This is a genomic window from Mycobacterium sp. E342 (genome assembly GCF_001667665.1).
Classification (GTDB): Bacteria; Actinomycetota; Actinomycetes; order Mycobacteriales; family Mycobacteriaceae; genus Mycobacterium.
Genome location: NZ_LZJM01000103.1, coordinates 31,298 through 47,143, shown reverse-complemented (window position 1 = coordinate 47,143; position 15,846 = coordinate 31,298). Strand labels below are relative to the sequence as shown.

Sequence of the window (15,846 nt, the reverse complement as noted above, 5' to 3'; positions counted from 1 at the left end):
GGAAGGGCCACCTCGGCGAGCACCGTGCCCGCGTCCACGTCGCCCACGAGCGCCGCGGCCAGGCCCGAGAATGCCGTGCCGTATTGAATCCCGATGGCGTCGAAGGCCTTTCGCAATTCGGCGCCGTCCATGCCGGACGGGTGATCGGCGATCAGGGTGGTCATGTCATGGGCGGCCGGCCGCCCCAGCCCGTCGCCGTCCGCTTCCTCGACGGCATGCAGGACCGCGCCCGCCCGGCGCACGCGTTCGCCCTCGTCGTGGGTGTCCACCGTGAACTCGAGGACCGCGGGCGCGACTACCGACGCCGCCGAGGACGCCCGCGTCCGGTCGTCCAGCAACAGCGTCTGCTCGAACGTGACGTCGCGGACCTCGCAGCGTTCGCCGAAAACCGCGCGCGCGGCGGCCAGCGCCATCTCGCAGTAGGCGGCGCCGGGCAGCGCGGCCACGTGGTGGATCCGGTGGTCGCCGAGCCAGGGGTGCGCCTCGGTGCCGATGTCCCCCTGCCAGACGTGGCGCTCGGGTTCCTCGGGCAGGTGCACGTGCGCGCCCAGCAGCGGATGGACGGCCTGGACCGAGGCGCCCTGCGCCTGCTCCTTGGCCTCGCGGCTGAGCATCAGCCTGCGATGCGTCCAGGCCGGGAGCGGGGCGTCCACCAAGCGCCCGGTGGGGTACTGCACCGAGAAATCCACCGCGGCGCCGGCGCTGTGCACGTCGGCGACGAAGCCGCGCAACCCGGCCGGCATCTCCTGCTCGCGGCGCACGGCGGCGAGCGCCGCGATGGGCATGTCCAGGCTGCCGGCGTTCTGCTCGACGGCGTGGGTGAGCAGCGGATGCGGCGACAGTTCCCCGAAGACGCGGTAGCCATCCTTGAGGGCGGCCTGCACGGCCGCCGCGAATCGCACTGTGTAGCGCAGGTTTTCGGCCCAGTAGTCGCCGGTGAACGACGGCCGTTCGCGTGGGTTCCACAGCGTCGCCGAGTAGTAGGGGACCTGCGGTTCGCCGGGCTCGAGCCCGGCGAGCGCCTCGAGGAGCTCGTCGAGGATCGGTTCCACTTGCGGCGAGTGCGAGGCCACGTCCACCGCCACCTCGCGCGCCATCACGTCCTGCTCCTGCCAGGCGGTGACCAGGTCGCGGATTTCCCGCGCGTCGCCGCCGACGACCGTCGACGTCGGCGAGGCGACCACGGACAGGACGACGTCGGAGATCCCGCGAATGGACAGCTCCGACAACACCTGCTGGCCGGGCAGTTCCACCGACGCCATGGCGCCGCTACCCGCGATCCGCGCCATCAGTTTCGAGCGACGGCAGATGACGCGCACCCCGTCGTGCAGCGTCAGCCCGCCGGCGACCACCGCGGCCGCCGATTCACCGAGCGAATGCCCGATGACGGCGCCGGGGCGCACGCCGTAGGACTTCATCGTCTCGGCCAGCGCGACCTGCATCGCGAAGATCGTCGGCTGCACCCGGTCGATGCCGGTCACCACCTCGGGCGCCGACATGGCCGTGGTGACCGAGAACCCCGATTCCGCGACGATCAGCGGCTCCAACTCGGCGATGGTCGCGGCGAAGACCGGCTCCCTGGCCAGCAATTCGGCACCCATCCCCGGCCACTGCGACCCCTGCCCGGAAAACACCCAGACCGGCCCGAGGTCGTCCTGCCCGACGGCGTGTTCGTAGGGGATGTCACTGCCGGCGACGTCGCGCAGGGCCGCGCTGAGCTCGCCGAAGCTGCCGGCCGAGACCACCGTCCGCACCGGCCGGTGCGCGCGGCGGCGCGCCAGGGTGTAGCCCAGATCCCGCAGGCCGGCGCTCCCGGCCGCGCCGGCGTGCTCGTCCACCCAGTCCGCGAGCCGGGCGGCCGTGACCCGCAGTTGCTCCGCGGACGTGGCCGATACCGGGAACAACAGCGAGCCGTCGCTGTTGTGCGCGGGAGCCCGTTCCGGCGCCTGCGCTGGTGCTTCTTCCAACACGGCGTGCACGTTGGTGCCCGACATGCCGTAGGACGACACCGCGGCGCGACGCGGGTGCCGGCCGTCGGTGGGCCAGGGGGTGTCGGCCTGCGGCACGAACAGTTCGGTCTTGACCTGCGCCATCTCGTCGGGCAGGCGGGTGAAGTGCAGGTTGCGCGGGATCATGCCGTGCTGCAGCGCGAGGATCGCCTTCATCAGGCCCAGCGGCCCGGAGGTCGACTGCAGGTGGCCGAAGTTCGTCTTCACCGAACCCAGCGCGCAGGGCCCCTCGGTGCCGTACACGGCGGCCAGGCTCGAGTATTCGATCGGGTCCCCGACCGGGGTGCCGGTCCCGTGCGCCTCGACGAAGCCGACGGTCGCCGCGTCGATCCCGGCGGTATCCAGGGCCTTCCGGTAGACGGCCACCTGGGCGGTTTCCGAGGGCGCCGCGATGTTCACGGTGCGGCCGTCCTGGTTGGCGGCGGTGCCGCGCACCACCGCCAGGATGCGATCGCCGTCGCGGTGCGCGTCGTCGAGCCGCTTGAGCAGCAGCATGACGCAGCCCTCGCCGGACACGAATCCGTCGGCGTCGGCGTCGAAGGCGTGGCAGCGGCCGGTCGGCGACAGCATGCCCTGCAGGGAGCCGGAGACGGACTTGCGCGGTTCCAGCGTCACGGCGACGCCACCGGCCAGGGCGAAGTCGCTCTCACCGCCGGCCAGGCTGCCGCACGCCTGGTGCACGGCCATCAGGCCCGACGAGCACGCGGTGTCCACGGTGACCGCCGGGCCGTGCAGACCCAGCGTGTAGGCGACGCGGCCCGACGCGAAGGCGTTGCTGGTACCGGTGAATCCGTACGGCCCCTCGGCGGCACCGCAGTCGGCGGACAACAGCTCGTAGTCGCCGTGCGTCAGCCCGACGAAGACCCCGGTCTGCGAGTGTGACAACCGCGCGGGGTCGAGCCCCGCGTGCTCGATGGCGTCCCAGGACGTCTCCAGCAGTAAGCGGTGTTGCGGGTCGATCGCGGTGGCCTCCCGCTCGGTCATACCGAAGAAGTCGCAGTCGAAGCCGCCGACGTCGTCCAGGAAGGCGCCCCACCGCGTTACCGAGCGGCCGGGCACCCCGGGTTCGGGGTCGTAGTACAGGTCGGCGTCCCATCGGTCGGCCGGGATCTCGCCCACGAAATCGGCGCCGCGCAACAATGCTTCCCACAGCTGTTGTGGAGAATCGATCCCACCGGGAAGCCGGCAGGCCATACCGATGACAGCAACGGGTGCGGCGGTTGCGGCACGCAATGTGCAGTCCCCTGTTCTCCCCCAACGGCGTTGCCAGTCGTGCGGCCGCCAGCTTACCGACCCTCACTTCATCGACGCTCGGCTCATCGCCCTGATCACCGTTTCCGGCCGCATCGGGTGCGCGGCCCGGCCCTTTCACCCGGAACCCCGGGCGCGACCTGCACGCGACGAAACCCCCTGCTTGCCAGAGCAATTCGCGAGGTAGGGGAAAGATGTCCGCGGTACGGCGCTCGTCAGCGCGGACATTTGCCCGCGGTGCGGCTAATCCGCTGCTTGGCGCAGCATTACGCTTAGCTGCTCTCTTCGGATTCGCCGGAGTCGACGGCCTTCGCGGGGTCCTCGATCACGCAATACACCGGATCCACCATCGATATGGGACGGTTGCCGGTCTGGCGGGCCTTCCCGGTGAGGCGCAATAGCTGGCCGGGCTGAATGTCGGCGCCCCCATGGCCGGGTCGGAAGGTGACCGTCATTTCCCCGCTGTTGTCCCCGACGACCACCTGCCGGAGGGTCCGCCCGCGGTCGGTGACGTCTTCGACCTCATTGACCCGGCCTTCGACGGTGGCGCGCTGCCCCGAGATCAGCCCGGCCACCAGGATCACCGATGCCGGCCGCTCGGGATGCTCGTAGGAGTCCATCTTCTCGTCCTCCCCCTTGGACACCCAGGCTTCGAGCTTGTCGATCTCCTGCGCGATCCGCTGTTCGAAGGTGTCGGGGTAGGCCTCCTTGATGCGCGATTCCACGTCGTAGGGCACGATCGTCGCCGCCGCATCGGGGATCAGGCTGACCGCGCTGGAGATCTTGTCCGCGGTGCGGTCGTGCAGCAGCCGGCCCAGCAGGCGCCCGAAGGTCCGGCGCGGCAACAGCACGGTCACGTTGGTGCGCGGTAGTTCCTCGCGCGCCTTGGCGACCAGTAGCTGCGCTGCCCGGATGATCCGCCGGTCCGGGCAGTCGACGACCCGCAGCGGGGTGTCGAGACCGAAGTGATCCCAGCGCTTTCGCAGTTGTGCCGCGTGGGCAGGGTCGACCATGAAGTGCACGGCGGTCAGCTCGTCGGCCCGCAGGCCCCTGCCGTAGCGCAACGCTTCGATCACCGCCAGGTCGACCGAGTCGACGAACACGAACACCCGGTGCCGCGCGTACTTCACCAACTCCGGGCGGTCGGTGCGGAACATCTCGAGAATGGCCGCCTCGGCGCGGTATTCGCGGTTGAGCCGCATGAGCACGAACACCAGCGAGGGGAAGACGACGACCACCAGCCACGCGCCCTCGGTGAATTTGGCCACCGCGAAGATGCCCACCACGATCGTCGACAGGATCGCCGCGGACAGGTTGATGGCCAGGCGGCGCCGCCATCCCGGCTCCCGGTGTGTCAGATGGTGTTTGGTCATCCCGTAGCCGGCCATCGAGAACCCCGTGAACACGCCGATCGCATAGAACGGGACCAGCGCGTTGACCGAGCCGCCGGTCACCACCAGCAACAGCACCGACAGCGCCGTCAGGGTGATGATGCCGTTCGAGAAGACCAGCCGGTGGCCGCGTTTGGTGAGCTGTCGCGGCAGGAAGCGGTCCTCGGCAACGAAACTGGCCAGCGCCGGGAAGCCGTTGAAGCTGGTGTTCGCGCCGGTGAACAGGATCGCGGCCGTCGCGGCCTGGACCAGAATGTAGAAGACGTTGCCGACGATGCCGTTGCCGAAGACGGCGCGGCCGATCTGCGACAGCACCGACGGGTACTCGGTGAGATACGGCGTGGCGTGCGTGACGTGGGCGAGGTAGGCGACGCCGGCCAGCAGCAGGCCGAGGATGGTGGCCATCGCGGTGAGCACGCGGCGCGCGTTGCGGCCCTGAGGCTTTCGGAAGTAGTCGACCGTGTTGGAGATGGCCTCCACCCCCGTCAGCGACGAACCCCCGTTGGCGAACGCGCGCAGCAACACCAAGATCGTGGCGCCCAGCACCAAACCGTTGCCCTGGTGCACCGGCACGGTTCCCGCCATGTGCGCGGGATCGTAGATCGGAAGGTTCCCGATGGCTGCACGAATCACACCGACCACGATGGTCAGGCCGACCATGGCGACGAAGGCATAGGTCGCCAGCGCGAACGGCAGGCCCGCTTCCTTCAGGCCACGCAGGTTCGCGTAGCAGATGCCAAGCACCACAACAACGGTGAGTTCGAGGCTGTACGGGCCCAGTGCGGGGATCGCCGACACCACCGCCACCGTCCCGGCCGCCGACTGCACCGCGACGGTCACCACGTAGTCGATCAACAGCGCCGCGGCGGCGATTTGCGCCACCCGGGGCCCGAAGTTGTCGCGCGCGACGATGTAGGAACCGCCCGCCCGGGTGTAGGCCATCACCACCTGTCGGTACGAGGCGGCCACCAGGACCAGGATGAGCAGGATGACACCGGTGATCGGAAGCAACAGCAGGAAGGCCGCCAGGCCGGCATGCGGCAGCAGTTCGATCAGAATCTGCTCCGGGCCGTAGGCCACGGATGAGACTGCGTCCGGCGAAAGCGCGCCCAGGGCAACCGGATTCGACAACTTTTCGGAAGCGATGTCCTCGGTGATCAGCGGCTTACCCAGGAACACACGCTTGACGACGTCCCCGACCGAAAGGGGGATGCGCAGCTTGCCGGCCGAAGTCGTCACCACCACCGTCCTTAACCTGAGCGGGCGAAACACCTTCGATGCATTGTGCACGCCAGGGGCCGCCGTCGTGGCAGCTGGTCGATTTCGGCTAGGCGAGATCGCCCGCCTCCTCCTCGCGCCGCCAGGCGGCGCGCATCGTCACCGGGCTAGGCGAGCCGCTGCACGGCGGCGGCGATCCGCTCGTCGGTCGCGGTCAGCGCGACGCGCACGTGCTGTGCGCCCCCCGGGCCGTAGAAGTGGCCGGGCGCCGCGAGGATGCCGCGTTCGGCCAGCCACGCAACGCTGTCCGCGCAGGGCTCGCCACGGGTGGCCCACAGATAGAGGCCCGCTTCGGAATGGTCGACGGTGAATCCGGCCGAGCGCAGCGCCGGTAGCAGGGCCGCCCGCCGCCGCTCGTACCGCTCCCGCTGCACCCGCTCGTGGGCGTCGTCGTCCAGCGCGGCGACCATCGCCGCCTGCACCGGCGTCGGCACCATCATCCCGGCGTGCTTGCGCACCGCCAGCAGCTCGGCCACCAGCTCGTGGTCTCCCGCCACGAATCCGGCCCGGTAACCGGCCAGCGACGAGCTCTTCGACAGCGAGTGGATCGCGAGCAGCCCGCTATGGTCGCCGTCGCAAACCGAGGGATGCAGGATCGACAGCGGTTGGGCCTCCCAGCCCAGGCCCAGGTAGCACTCGTCGGAGGCCACCACGGCGCCCCGGTCGCGCGCCCAGCCGACCACTTTGCGCAGGTGGTCGACGCCCAGCACGCGACCGGTCGGGTTGCTCGGGGAGTTCAGGTAGACCAGCGCCGGCGATCGCGGGCCCACCTGCGTCAACGAATCCGCGCGCAGCACCTGCGCGCCGGCCAGCCGGGCCCCGACGTCATAGGTCGGATACGCCAGCTCGGGCACCACGATCACGTCGGCGGGCCCCAGCCCCAGCAGGGTCGGCAGCCAGGCGATGAGCTCCTTGCTGCCGATCACCGGCAGCACGTCGACCTCGCTCAAGCCGGTGATGCCGAAGCGGCGGGCCAGCGCGGCGACCACCGCTTCGCGCAGGCGCGGGGTGCCGGCGGTGGCCGGATACCCGGACGCGGACCCCGCGGCGGCGAGCGCGTCGGAGATCACCGGCGCGACCGGGTCGACCGGAGTGCCGACCGACAGGTCGACGATCCCGTCGGGATGGGAACCGGCCCGCGCCTTCGCGTCGGCCAGGGTGTCCCAGGGGAACTCGGGCAGGGACGCCGAAACCCGCCCGCGGGGGGCGCGCGGCCTCACCGCGGGCTCATGCAGCCCGGGCCCGCTCAGTCGCCCTCACCCTGCGGCGGCAGGTCCTTGACTGCCTGCGGGTCGTTCTCGGTCATGCCGACCTTGGCCGCACCGCCCGGCGAGCCCAGCTCGGTGAAGAAGTCGGCGTTGATCTGCGTGTACTGGCTCCACTGCTCGGGCACGTCGTCTTCGTAGTAGATCGCTTCGACGGGACATACGGGCTCGCAGGCCCCGCAGTCGACGCACTCATCGGGGTGGATGTACAGCATCCGCGTGCCCTCGTAGATGCAATCGACCGGGCACTCCTCGATACACGCCTTGTCTTTGATGTCGACACAGGGCTCGGCGATCGTGTAGGTCACAGACGTCTCCTCCATGTACTGCTTTTGGTGTGGGCTGCTCTTCGGCTCGCGGCCGGCGCGTCCGGCCGTCTCAGGCAAAAGCTTTCGGTTACTGATACTAGACGTTGCACATACACGTCAACCACTTGGCACGCCCGTTAAATTGACGATTTAAGACTGCCAGTCTCGGGCCCCGCGACCGGGGGTCGTTTCGCCGAGGGCGAACTGTCGCCTCGGGCCACTGACCTGCACAAAGTCACGCTCCGGCGGCGCCCGCCGATAGTCTTTGCGATGGAAGCATGCTCGCGGCGCCTGGTAACCTCGACGTCAGACGGCAGCCGCTGGCAGATGTCGTCGCCTTTATAGCGGTGCATTAATCGGGGAAGGTGTCCACACATGAGGCTGTCGTTGACCAAATTGACCGTTGCCGTCGGTAGTGCGGCCGTCGCGTTGACCGCCGGCGCGGGAATCGCGTCCGCGGATCCGTCGGACGCGATCATCAACACCACCTGCAACTACGGGCAGGTGATCGCGGCGCTCAACGCCACCGACCCGGCGGCCGCCGCGCAGTTGAACAGCTCGCCGATGGCGCAGTCCTACATCCGCAGCTTCCTGGCCTCGCCGCCGCCGAAGCGTCAGCAGATGGCCCAGCAGATCCAGGCGATGCCGTCGGCGATGAAGTACTACGACGACATCAACCAGGTCGCGGTCACCTGTAACAACTTCTGAGCCGGCGCGGTTCAGTAACCGCTGAGCAGGCCGCGCACGCGGCCTAGCGTTTCCGGTCCGACGCGGCTGCAAATTCGGGACGGGTCTGCGGGCCTGCGCCCCCAGAGCAGCAGGACGCGGGCGGCGGGGTCGGTTTCCAGCGTGGCGGGGCCTTCGGGCTCGGCGAGTTCGATGGTGGTGCGGTCGGCTTCGGCGCCGAGCACGACGTCGTCGGTGTCCGGGGCCCGCAGCCGCGCCGCGATGCGCTCGCCCGGCCGAAGCCCCTTGGCTCCCTTGGCCAGCAGCGGTTTGCCGACGGCGACGACGCTGTGGGTGGTCATCCACGGCTCGGCCAGCCCGGCCTGGAAGGTCGCCGGGAGATCGGGGTCCCCGGTGATGTCCCACCCGTGCAGCACGAGCTCTTCGCGCATGTGTTCGGCGAACCAGGGCACCTTCATGGTGCGGCCCGTCCATGCGACGTCGGTGTCCTGAGGCACGTCGTCGGCCGCCTCCGCGATCCGGTTCAGGGTGGCCATCCGGTCGAACAGCGCGTCCCACAGGTCCGCGTCGTTCAGGTTGCGCAGTGGTCCCTCGCGTTCCTCGAAGCCCCGGGTGCCGACGGGTTCGCTGTCCAGGTGGGCGGCCAGCACCCGGGCGATCTCCTCGGCGTTTCCGGCCTGATGGACGACGATGTCGCGCACCGTCCAGGCCTCACACCAGGTGCCAGAATCGGGCCGGCGCCGCTGCACCGCGTCTACGAACGGCCGCCACTCGGGGAACCGGTCGTCATCGATCTGTCGGTTCACGGCGTCGGGTATACCCGCCGCCACGGGCTGCTAAGCGGCCCGCGGGGCGTAGGTTGTGGTGCGTTGGCGCGCCGGGCGCCCGATCCCCTCGGCGATCGCGGTCAGCTCCTCGACGGTCTTGGCCGACCCGTGCTCGGACCCGGCCATCCGCGAGATGGTCTCCTCCATCAGCGTGCCGCCCAGATCGTTGGCGCCGCCGTTGAGCATCACCTGGGTGCGCTCGACACCCAGCTTCACCCAGCTGGTCTGAATCTGGGATATGCGGCCGTGCAACATGATTCGCGCCAACGCGTGCACGGCCCGGTTGTCTCGATGGGTGGGGCCGGGGCGCGCCGCGCCGGCCAGATACAACGGCGAACTCTGGTGCACGAACGGCAACGGCACGAACTCGGTGAACCCGCCGGTGCGGTCCTGGATCCCGCGCAGTACGTTGAGGTGGGCGACCCAGTGCCGCGGGCTGTCCACGTGCCCGTACATCATCGTCGACGAGGACCGCAGGCCCACCTCGTGCGCGGTGGTCACGATGTCGATCCATTCCGAAGTCGGCAGCTTGCCCTTGGTCAGCACCCAGCGCACCTCGTCGTCCAGGATCTCGGCCGCGGTGCCCGGGATGGTGTCCAGCCCGGCCTCGCGCAGGCTGATCAGCCACTCGCGCACGCTCAGCCCGCTCTTGGTGACGCCGTTGGCGATCTCCATCGGAGAGAAGGCGTGCACGTGCATGGACGGCACCCGCGCCTTGACGGCGCGCACCAGGTCGGCGTAGCCGGTGACCGGCAACTCCGGGTCGATCCCGCCCTGCATGCACACCTCGGTGGCGCCTTCGACGTGCGCCTCCCACGCGCGGTCGGCCACCTCGTCGGTGGACAGCGAATACGCGTCGGCGTCGCCCTTGCGCTGCGCGAACGCGCAGAACCGGCACCCGGTGTAGCAGATGTTGGTGAAGTTGATGTTGCGGTTCACCACGAACGTCACGTCGTCGCCCACCGTGTCGCGGCGCAGCGAGTTCGCCAGCGCGGCAACGGCTTCCAGTGCTGGTCCGTCCGCGGTGGCCAGCGCCAGGTACTCGCCGTCGGTGCAGCCGGCGGGATCGCGCTCGGCGGCCCGCAGCGCGGCGAGCACGTCGGTGTCTAGGCGTTCTGGCGCTTTGGCGCCTTGGACGGTCAGCTCGTGCACGTGCGCGCGGATCGATTCCCAGTCGCCGAAGGCGCTGTCCAGATCGCTGCGGGCTTCGGTGGCGCGGCCCTCGGTGTCGATCGCCGCGTTGAGGTCGGTCCGCCCGGCGGACGCGACGTCGTCGGGCTCCTGCCAGGGCAGGCCCACCGGATTGATGTCGCGGGCCAGGCCGGTCGTCGGGTCGGCCAGCGCCAGCACGTGCCCCCGCACCCGCGGGTCGATCCACGCCGCCCCCGCCTGCACGTACCTGGGCTGGGCGGTGAGTCGCTGCACGAGTTCGTATCCGGCCTCGGCGGTGATGTCGGCCAGGTCGTCGAGCGCGGGCCACGGCCGCTCGGGGTTGACGTGATCGGGGGTCAGCGGCGACACCCCGCCCCAGTCGTCCACCCCGGCCGCCACCAGCGCCAGGCACTCGTCGCGGGACACCAGATTGGGGGGCGCCTGGATGCGCATGCCGGGACCGAGCACCAACCGCGCGACCGCCACCGTCGCCAGGTAGTCGTCGATCCCGGCGTCGGGAACGGCGGCCATCGCGGTGTGCTCCTTGGCCCGGAAGTTCTGCACGATCACTTCCTGAACGTGCCCGAACTCCTTGTGCGACTTGCGAATCGCGTGCAACGTGTCGGCCCGCTCGGTCAGCGTCTCCCCGATCCCGACCAGCAGCCCGGTGGTGAACGGAATCGACAGCCGGCCCGCGTCGGTGAGCGTGCGCAGCCGTACCGCCGGGTCTTTGTCCGGACTGCCGTAGTGCGCAAGACCTTTCGTTTCGAACAGCCGCCGCGAGGTCGTCTCGAGCATCATGCCCATTGACGGCGCCACCGGCTTCAGCCGGGCCATCTCCGACCAACTCATCACGCCGGGGTTCAGGTGCGGCAGCAGTCCGGTCTCTTCGAGCACCCGGATGGCCATGGCCCGCACGTAGGACAGCGTGGAGTCATATCCCCGTTCGCCGAGCCATTCTCCCGCCTCCGGCCACCGATCCTCGGGCCGGTCACCGAGTGTGAAAAGCGCTTCCTTGCAACCGAGTTCGGCGCCGCGACGGGCGATGTCGAGGATCTCGTCGGGCTCGAGATACATGCCCGCCCCCTGCGCGCGCAGCTTGCCGGGCACGGTGACGAAGGTGCAGTAGTGACACGTGTCGCGGCACAGGTGGGTGACCGGGACGAACACCTTGCGCGAATAGGTGATGGGCAACCCGCCGCCCGGGCCGCGCCGGCCCGCCGACGCCAATCCGGCGTCGCGTACCCGCGCGGCGCTGGCGCACAGATCCGCGAGGTCCTCGCCGCGCGCGGTCATCGCAACGGCCGCCTCATCGACATTGAGCGCGACACCGTCTCGAGCGCGGCGCAACACCCGCCGAAGCGCCGACGCGTTGGTCTTCGGGGGAATCACAGGATTAGGAAGAGCGGTAGGCTCCTCGCCCGGAGTCAGCGGCACCTTCGTGTAACTTCCCCACGATCGAAATTCATCCGCGTGTCCCAACATGTGAAATTTTCTTCCGACCCGTCCGGGCCCCGTCTGCGCAACAGTCAACAGTAGCGGCAGGGCCATACCGCCGAGCGGGGACGTCCCGGCCCCCGTGCCGGCGAGAACGTCAGTGCCGGTGGCCGCGTCGCCACAACACCCAGAACGGCGGCCCGACACCGAGCACGATCAGCAGCAGGGCCCCATAGGCCATCAGGCCGCGACCCCCCAGGATGACGTCGTCGGCCGGGCCGCCCATGCTGATCACCGCCACCGTGAACAGCCACGTCCACAACGGCAGCGCGGCCAGCCGCGACGACGTGGTCCACCGCCCGGCGGCCCACACCAGCGCGGCGTTGACCAGGCCGGAGATCAGGCCGCTGATGGGAAACGGGACCGCCCCGATGTAGGAAGGCAGCAGCAGGGCCCCGGCCAGTGCGGAGAGGACCCCGTCGACGGCGAGCAGCGCCAGGACGACGAACCGGATCGCGGGGTCGGTCGCGCCGGCGTCCTCGAGGGACGCGGCGCGCGGCTCGGTTGCGGTCAGGTCGGAACGCTGTCGATGTTGGAGAGTATCGAGCCGATCACCCACTGCAGGCTGTCGAGTCGGTCCTGCCAATGCTGCTGATTAGGGTCCAGGTCGGGGTCCATACGAAATCCTTCCGTGGCTGCCTGATTGGCAAGCCTACCGCGTGCCGGCCGCGGTGAAACCAAGCCCCGCAAGCAGATCTGTTTCCCAGCCGCGCTCGTCGCGCTCCCCCGCCGTGCCGGCGGCCAGCACGTAGTGTTCCTCGGCCAGGATCGGCAGCGCCATGTTGTTCGACAGGGCGCAGGCCCGGCCGGTGGGCCCGACGACCACCTGGGTGGCGTGCGCGGCGAGCGCCGCCCTCTTCGCCGCCCACGCCTGAGGGGCGGGTTCGACGACGGCGTCGATGTCGGCGTCCGCATACCCGAAGCCGAACTCTTCCTCCGGCGCAATGCTCCACTCCGGCAGCAGATCCTCGTCGCCCAGGGCGTGCAGGCCCGCCATGAAGGCGCGCGTCGCGAACACCGACCAGTAGAACTTCGGCACGGTCCACGGCTCGCCGGGGAAGTCGCCGGAGCCGGCGGCCGCCACGGCGGCGGTGGTGACGGCGTGGGTGTGGACGTGGTCGGGGTGGCCGTAGCCGCCACCGGGGTCGTAGGTCACGACCACGTGGGGGCGCTGCTCGCGAATGACGGCCACCAGCGCGCCGACGGCCTCCCGCTCGTCGGCGTCGATGAACCGCCGGCGCCGCCGCCCGGGTGTGCCCTGCATGCCCGAGTCGCGCCAGCGCCCCGCGCCGCCCAGGTAGTGGGGCGCGCCCACGCCCAGCGCGCGCAGCGCCTCGGTGAGCTCGCCAATGCGGTAGCCCCCCAACTGATCCGCGCGATCGACGGCCAGTTCGGCCCAGCGATCGCCGATGATTTCGCCCTCCTCGCCGAGCGTGCAGGTGACGACGCGGACCTCCGCCCCGCGCGCGGTGTAGTGGGCGATGGTGGCGCCGTTGCTGAGGCTCTCGTCGTCAGGATGGGCGTGGACGAACAGCAGCCGTGGAGTCTCAGGCATGGACGCACAGTACCCCCCGGCCGGTCAGCGGTCTCGTCGCAGCCGATAGGAACGCATACGGCTACTATCGAGGGATGCCGCAGCTCACCCAGACCGCCCCGGCCGGCAGCCGGAGCCGCCGACGGGGCGAGGTCCTCGAACGGGCGCTCTACGAGGCCACCCTGGCCGAACTCGCCGAAGTCGGCTACGGCGGGCTGACGATGGAGGGCATCGCGGCGCGCGCCCAGACCGGCAAGGCGGCCCTGTACCGGCGCTGGACCACCAAGTGCGAGCTGGTGCACGCCGCGCTGGTCCACACCCTGCCCCCCTTGCCCGAGGCCCGCCCGGGTCGTTCGGCCCGGGAGAACCTGCTGACGGTGTTCACCGCCCACCGCGACGTGTGCGCCGGCAAGACCGCCTTTCCCGGAATGGCGACCGTGAACCAGCTGCTGCACGAACCCGAGATGCGCGCCATCTTCGCCGACGCCGTGGTGGCGCCCCGCCTGCAGATCGTCGAATCGATCCTGCAGGCCGCCGTCGCGGAGGGCGACCTGGATCCGGAGATGATCACCCCGCTGACCGCGCGCATCGGCCCGGCGCTGATCAATCAGCATTTCCTGCTGACCGGGTCGCCGCCGAACCGCCGCGAGCTGGCGCTCATCGTCGACACCGTGATACCGCCGCGACGGGCGAGCGCCACCTTCGAATAGCGGGCCGACGGGGACCGCTCAGGGGCCCGTCTTGATCCACTGGCCGGCGTCGCCGACGATGCCGACCGGCACCGCGCCCGTGAGACTGACGTTTTGCACGCTCGGGCCGGCCGCCACGATCGTGGTGTCCTGCAGGATCGGCAGCACGGTGGACATGTTCCACAGTCGCGGCTCGACCGCGGTGATCACGTCGTTGATGTTCTTGGTGCCGTTGAGCGCGGCGTCGATGTTCGACTGCACGCTGCGATCGCAGATCCCGGTGAGGTTCGACGGCGCCTGCACCAACGCGTTGGGGTCCGCCGGGCGGCTGGGCGGGGTCGACGTCGGCGTGGTGGCCGAGGTTCCCGGCCCGGTGGTCTTGGGTCCGGCCGAGGTGCTCGTCGGCCCCGTGGGCGTCGGCACCTGCGTCGCCTGCAGCGCCGGGCAGCCGTACCGCGACGCCAACCGCGTCGCCAGGTTCCCACCCGCCTGGTGCCAGCCGATGATCGCGTCCACCTGGTTGTTGTTCAGCGCGTCGCGATACAGCGTCACCGGGTCCAGCGCCAGCACGCTGGCGGCGATGCCGACGTTGCGCAACTGGTCGGCCGCGGTGTTGGCGACCGCGACGGACGTCGGGTCGTTGGCCGCCACGCCGATGACCAGCGACAGCTGCTGGCCGTCCTTGCTGATGCGGCCGCGGATGACCTCCGGCGGGCCGCTGTTCGCCGGTGTCGGCGCCGGCGACCCCGACGCGTTGCCCTCCACCTTGTAGCCCGAGCCCTCCAGCAACCCCAGCGCCGCCGGCGTCGTCATCGCGGGCGGTGCGGTCGGCTCGTAGCCGGGATCGCTGGGCGCCCGCACCTGGGCCTGGTCCAGTGTGACCGTGTTGTCACTGCCCGCGCCCACCGCCGCCAGCAGGTCGACGTCGAGCAGCCCGAGGACCGCCTTGCGGACCTGGGCGTCGGACAGCTTGGGCTCGTTGGCGCGCAACGTCAGCTGCATCACCCGGGGCGTCACGATGCGGGCGGTGCGCACGTCGGGGATGGCAGACAACTGCGCGAAGGCCGCCGACCCGCCGTGCACCTGGGCCACCTGGGTGTCGCCATTGCGGACCGAATCGGCCAGCGCCGCCGGCGCGCCCGCCCGCCGGAAGAGAATGAGCGCGGGTTTGGCCGGTGTTCCCCAGTAGCGGTCGTTGCGGGCCAGCAGGATCTCGTCGCGCTGCGGATCGATGCTCTCCACCCGGAATTGGCCGCCGGTGACCGGGAGCGCGCGGGCCAACCCGGCCGCGAACCCGCCCGGCACATCCTTGACGATGTGCGCCGGGAGGATGTTGCTGAACAACTCTTTCCAGGACGGATACGGCTGGGCGAAGGTGACCACCGCCTGCTTGCCGCCCTCCAGCGACTGCACGCCGGTGATGAGGTCGTAGCCGGCCGGATCGACGACGCCGGGCTGGCTGACCATCTGCCGCCACAGGTACCAGAAGTCGTCGGCGCCGATCGGCGCGTTGTCGGTCCACTGCGCCTCCGGCCGGATCTTGTAGGTCACCGTGAAGGGGTTCTCGTTGGTGACTTCGGCGGCCTCCAGCAGGGTCGGGTCCATTTCCCAGCGCGAGCCGGTCGGGGTGCCGGGGTCGGGCACCGGCCGGAACGCGCTGGGCAGCACGAGCGCGCTGATCGCCGCGTTCACCGGCGACAGATCGGACAACAGGTGCGGATTGAAGCCGGCGCCGATCGAGTCGATGCCCATGATGATCTGGGTGGGCCGCGGCGGCGGCGGTGGCGAGTTGTGCGGAGTGTCGGTGCTCTGCGGCGCCGGCGGGGGGTTGACCGTGCACGCCGCCAGCGCCAGCCCGGCCAGCGAGACGACCACGCCGACCGTCACGAAGAAACGGCGCACTCGTCTCGGCATGCCGATCAGGGTAACGAGCAGCCCCCCAACGGCCCGCCCGAGCA

Annotated in this window: 11 protein-coding genes; 2 read left to right on the top strand and 9 right to left on the bottom strand. The window is 70.2% G+C overall.

Annotated features, from left to right (window positions below; all coding sequences use genetic code 11):
• From A5692_RS07200 to fdxA, 4 genes are all read right to left on the bottom strand, one after another.
• The coding region (locus A5692_RS07200) for a type I polyketide synthase (protein ID WP_156765967.1) at positions 1–3,242 on the bottom strand (3,242 nt) is incomplete at its 3' end.
• 290 nt (positions 3,243–3,532) lie between these two features.
• Positions 3,533–5,890: an APC family permease gene (locus A5692_RS07195; RefSeq protein ID WP_068053986.1), complete on the bottom strand. Its 2,358-nt coding sequence runs from the start codon at positions 5,888–5,890 to the stop codon at positions 3,533–3,535.
• A gap of 146 nt (positions 5,891–6,036) precedes the next feature.
• Positions 6,037–7,149, bottom strand: coding sequence for a succinyldiaminopimelate transaminase (gene dapC / locus A5692_RS07190; RefSeq protein ID WP_068053971.1), 1,113 nt, complete (start codon positions 7,147–7,149; stop codon positions 6,037–6,039).
• Positions 7,150–7,175: 26 nt separating this feature from the next.
• The gene (fdxA, locus tag A5692_RS07185; protein ID WP_068053984.1) at positions 7,176–7,502 is read right to left on the bottom strand and encodes a ferredoxin; all 327 of its coding nucleotides are present in this window, start codon (positions 7,500–7,502) and stop codon (positions 7,176–7,178) included.
• A 375-nt stretch (positions 7,503–7,877) separates the two neighbouring features.
• Here fdxA and A5692_RS07180 point away from each other — a divergent pair, with 375 nt between their 5' ends.
• Entirely contained in the window at positions 7,878–8,210 is a 333-nt protein-coding gene (locus A5692_RS07180; RefSeq protein ID WP_067920009.1) for a hemophore-related protein, read from the top strand.
• An 11-nt stretch (positions 8,211–8,221) separates the two neighbouring features.
• Here A5692_RS07180 and A5692_RS07175 read toward each other — a convergent pair whose 3' ends face one another.
• The 4 genes from A5692_RS07175 to mshB all read right to left on the bottom strand — a co-directional run bounded on the left by A5692_RS07175 (position 8,222) and on the right by mshB (position 13,220).
• A complete protein-coding gene (locus A5692_RS07175) occupies positions 8,222–8,995 on the bottom strand; it encodes a maleylpyruvate isomerase N-terminal domain-containing protein (protein ID WP_068053982.1) in 774 nt (257 codons plus the stop codon).
• 30 nt (positions 8,996–9,025) lie between these two features.
• Positions 9,026–11,653 carry a bifunctional FO biosynthesis protein CofGH gene (locus A5692_RS07170; RefSeq protein WP_082962438.1) on the bottom strand — a complete coding sequence of 876 codons (2,628 nt, stop codon included), beginning with the start codon at positions 11,651–11,653 and terminating at the stop codon, positions 9,026–9,028.
• 109 nt (positions 11,654–11,762) lie between these two features.
• Positions 11,763–12,224 carry a hypothetical protein gene (locus A5692_RS07165; protein WP_067920013.1) on the bottom strand — a complete coding sequence of 154 codons (462 nt, stop codon included), beginning with the start codon at positions 12,222–12,224 and terminating at the stop codon, positions 11,763–11,765.
• Between the two features lie 93 nt (positions 12,225–12,317).
• A complete protein-coding gene (gene mshB, locus A5692_RS07160; protein ID WP_068053966.1) occupies positions 12,318–13,220 on the bottom strand; it encodes an N-acetyl-1-D-myo-inositol-2-amino-2-deoxy-alpha-D-glucopyranoside deacetylase in 903 nt (300 codons plus the stop codon).
• A gap of 74 nt (positions 13,221–13,294) precedes the next feature.
• Between mshB and A5692_RS07155 the strand changes: the two genes are divergently transcribed.
• On the top strand, positions 13,295–13,909 hold the full coding sequence (locus A5692_RS07155) for a TetR/AcrR family transcriptional regulator (protein WP_067920017.1): 615 nt from the start codon (positions 13,295–13,297) through the stop codon (positions 13,907–13,909).
• A gap of 18 nt (positions 13,910–13,927) precedes the next feature.
• Here A5692_RS07155 and A5692_RS07150 read toward each other — a convergent pair whose 3' ends face one another.
• Positions 13,928–15,808, bottom strand: coding sequence for an ABC transporter family substrate-binding protein (locus A5692_RS07150; RefSeq protein ID WP_197509123.1), 1,881 nt, complete (start codon positions 15,806–15,808; stop codon positions 13,928–13,930).
• Positions 15,809–15,846 lie beyond the last annotated feature (38 nt).

Excerpts from the sequence above, each read along its gene's own strand:
- A5692_RS07170 (WP_082962438.1), bottom strand. The coding sequence starts at position 11,653 with ATGTTGGGACACGCGGATGAATTTCGATCGTGGGGAAGTTACACGAAG.
- A5692_RS07180 (WP_067920009.1), top strand. The coding sequence starts at position 7,878 with ATGAGGCTGTCGTTGACCAAATTGACCGTTGCCGTCGGTAGTGCGGCC.
- A5692_RS07155 (WP_067920017.1), top strand. The coding sequence starts at position 13,295 with ATGCCGCAGCTCACCCAGACCGCCCCGGCCGGCAGCCGGAGCCGCCGA.
- mshB (WP_068053966.1), bottom strand. The coding sequence starts at position 13,220 with ATGCCTGAGACTCCACGGCTGCTGTTCGTCCACGCCCATCCTGACGAC.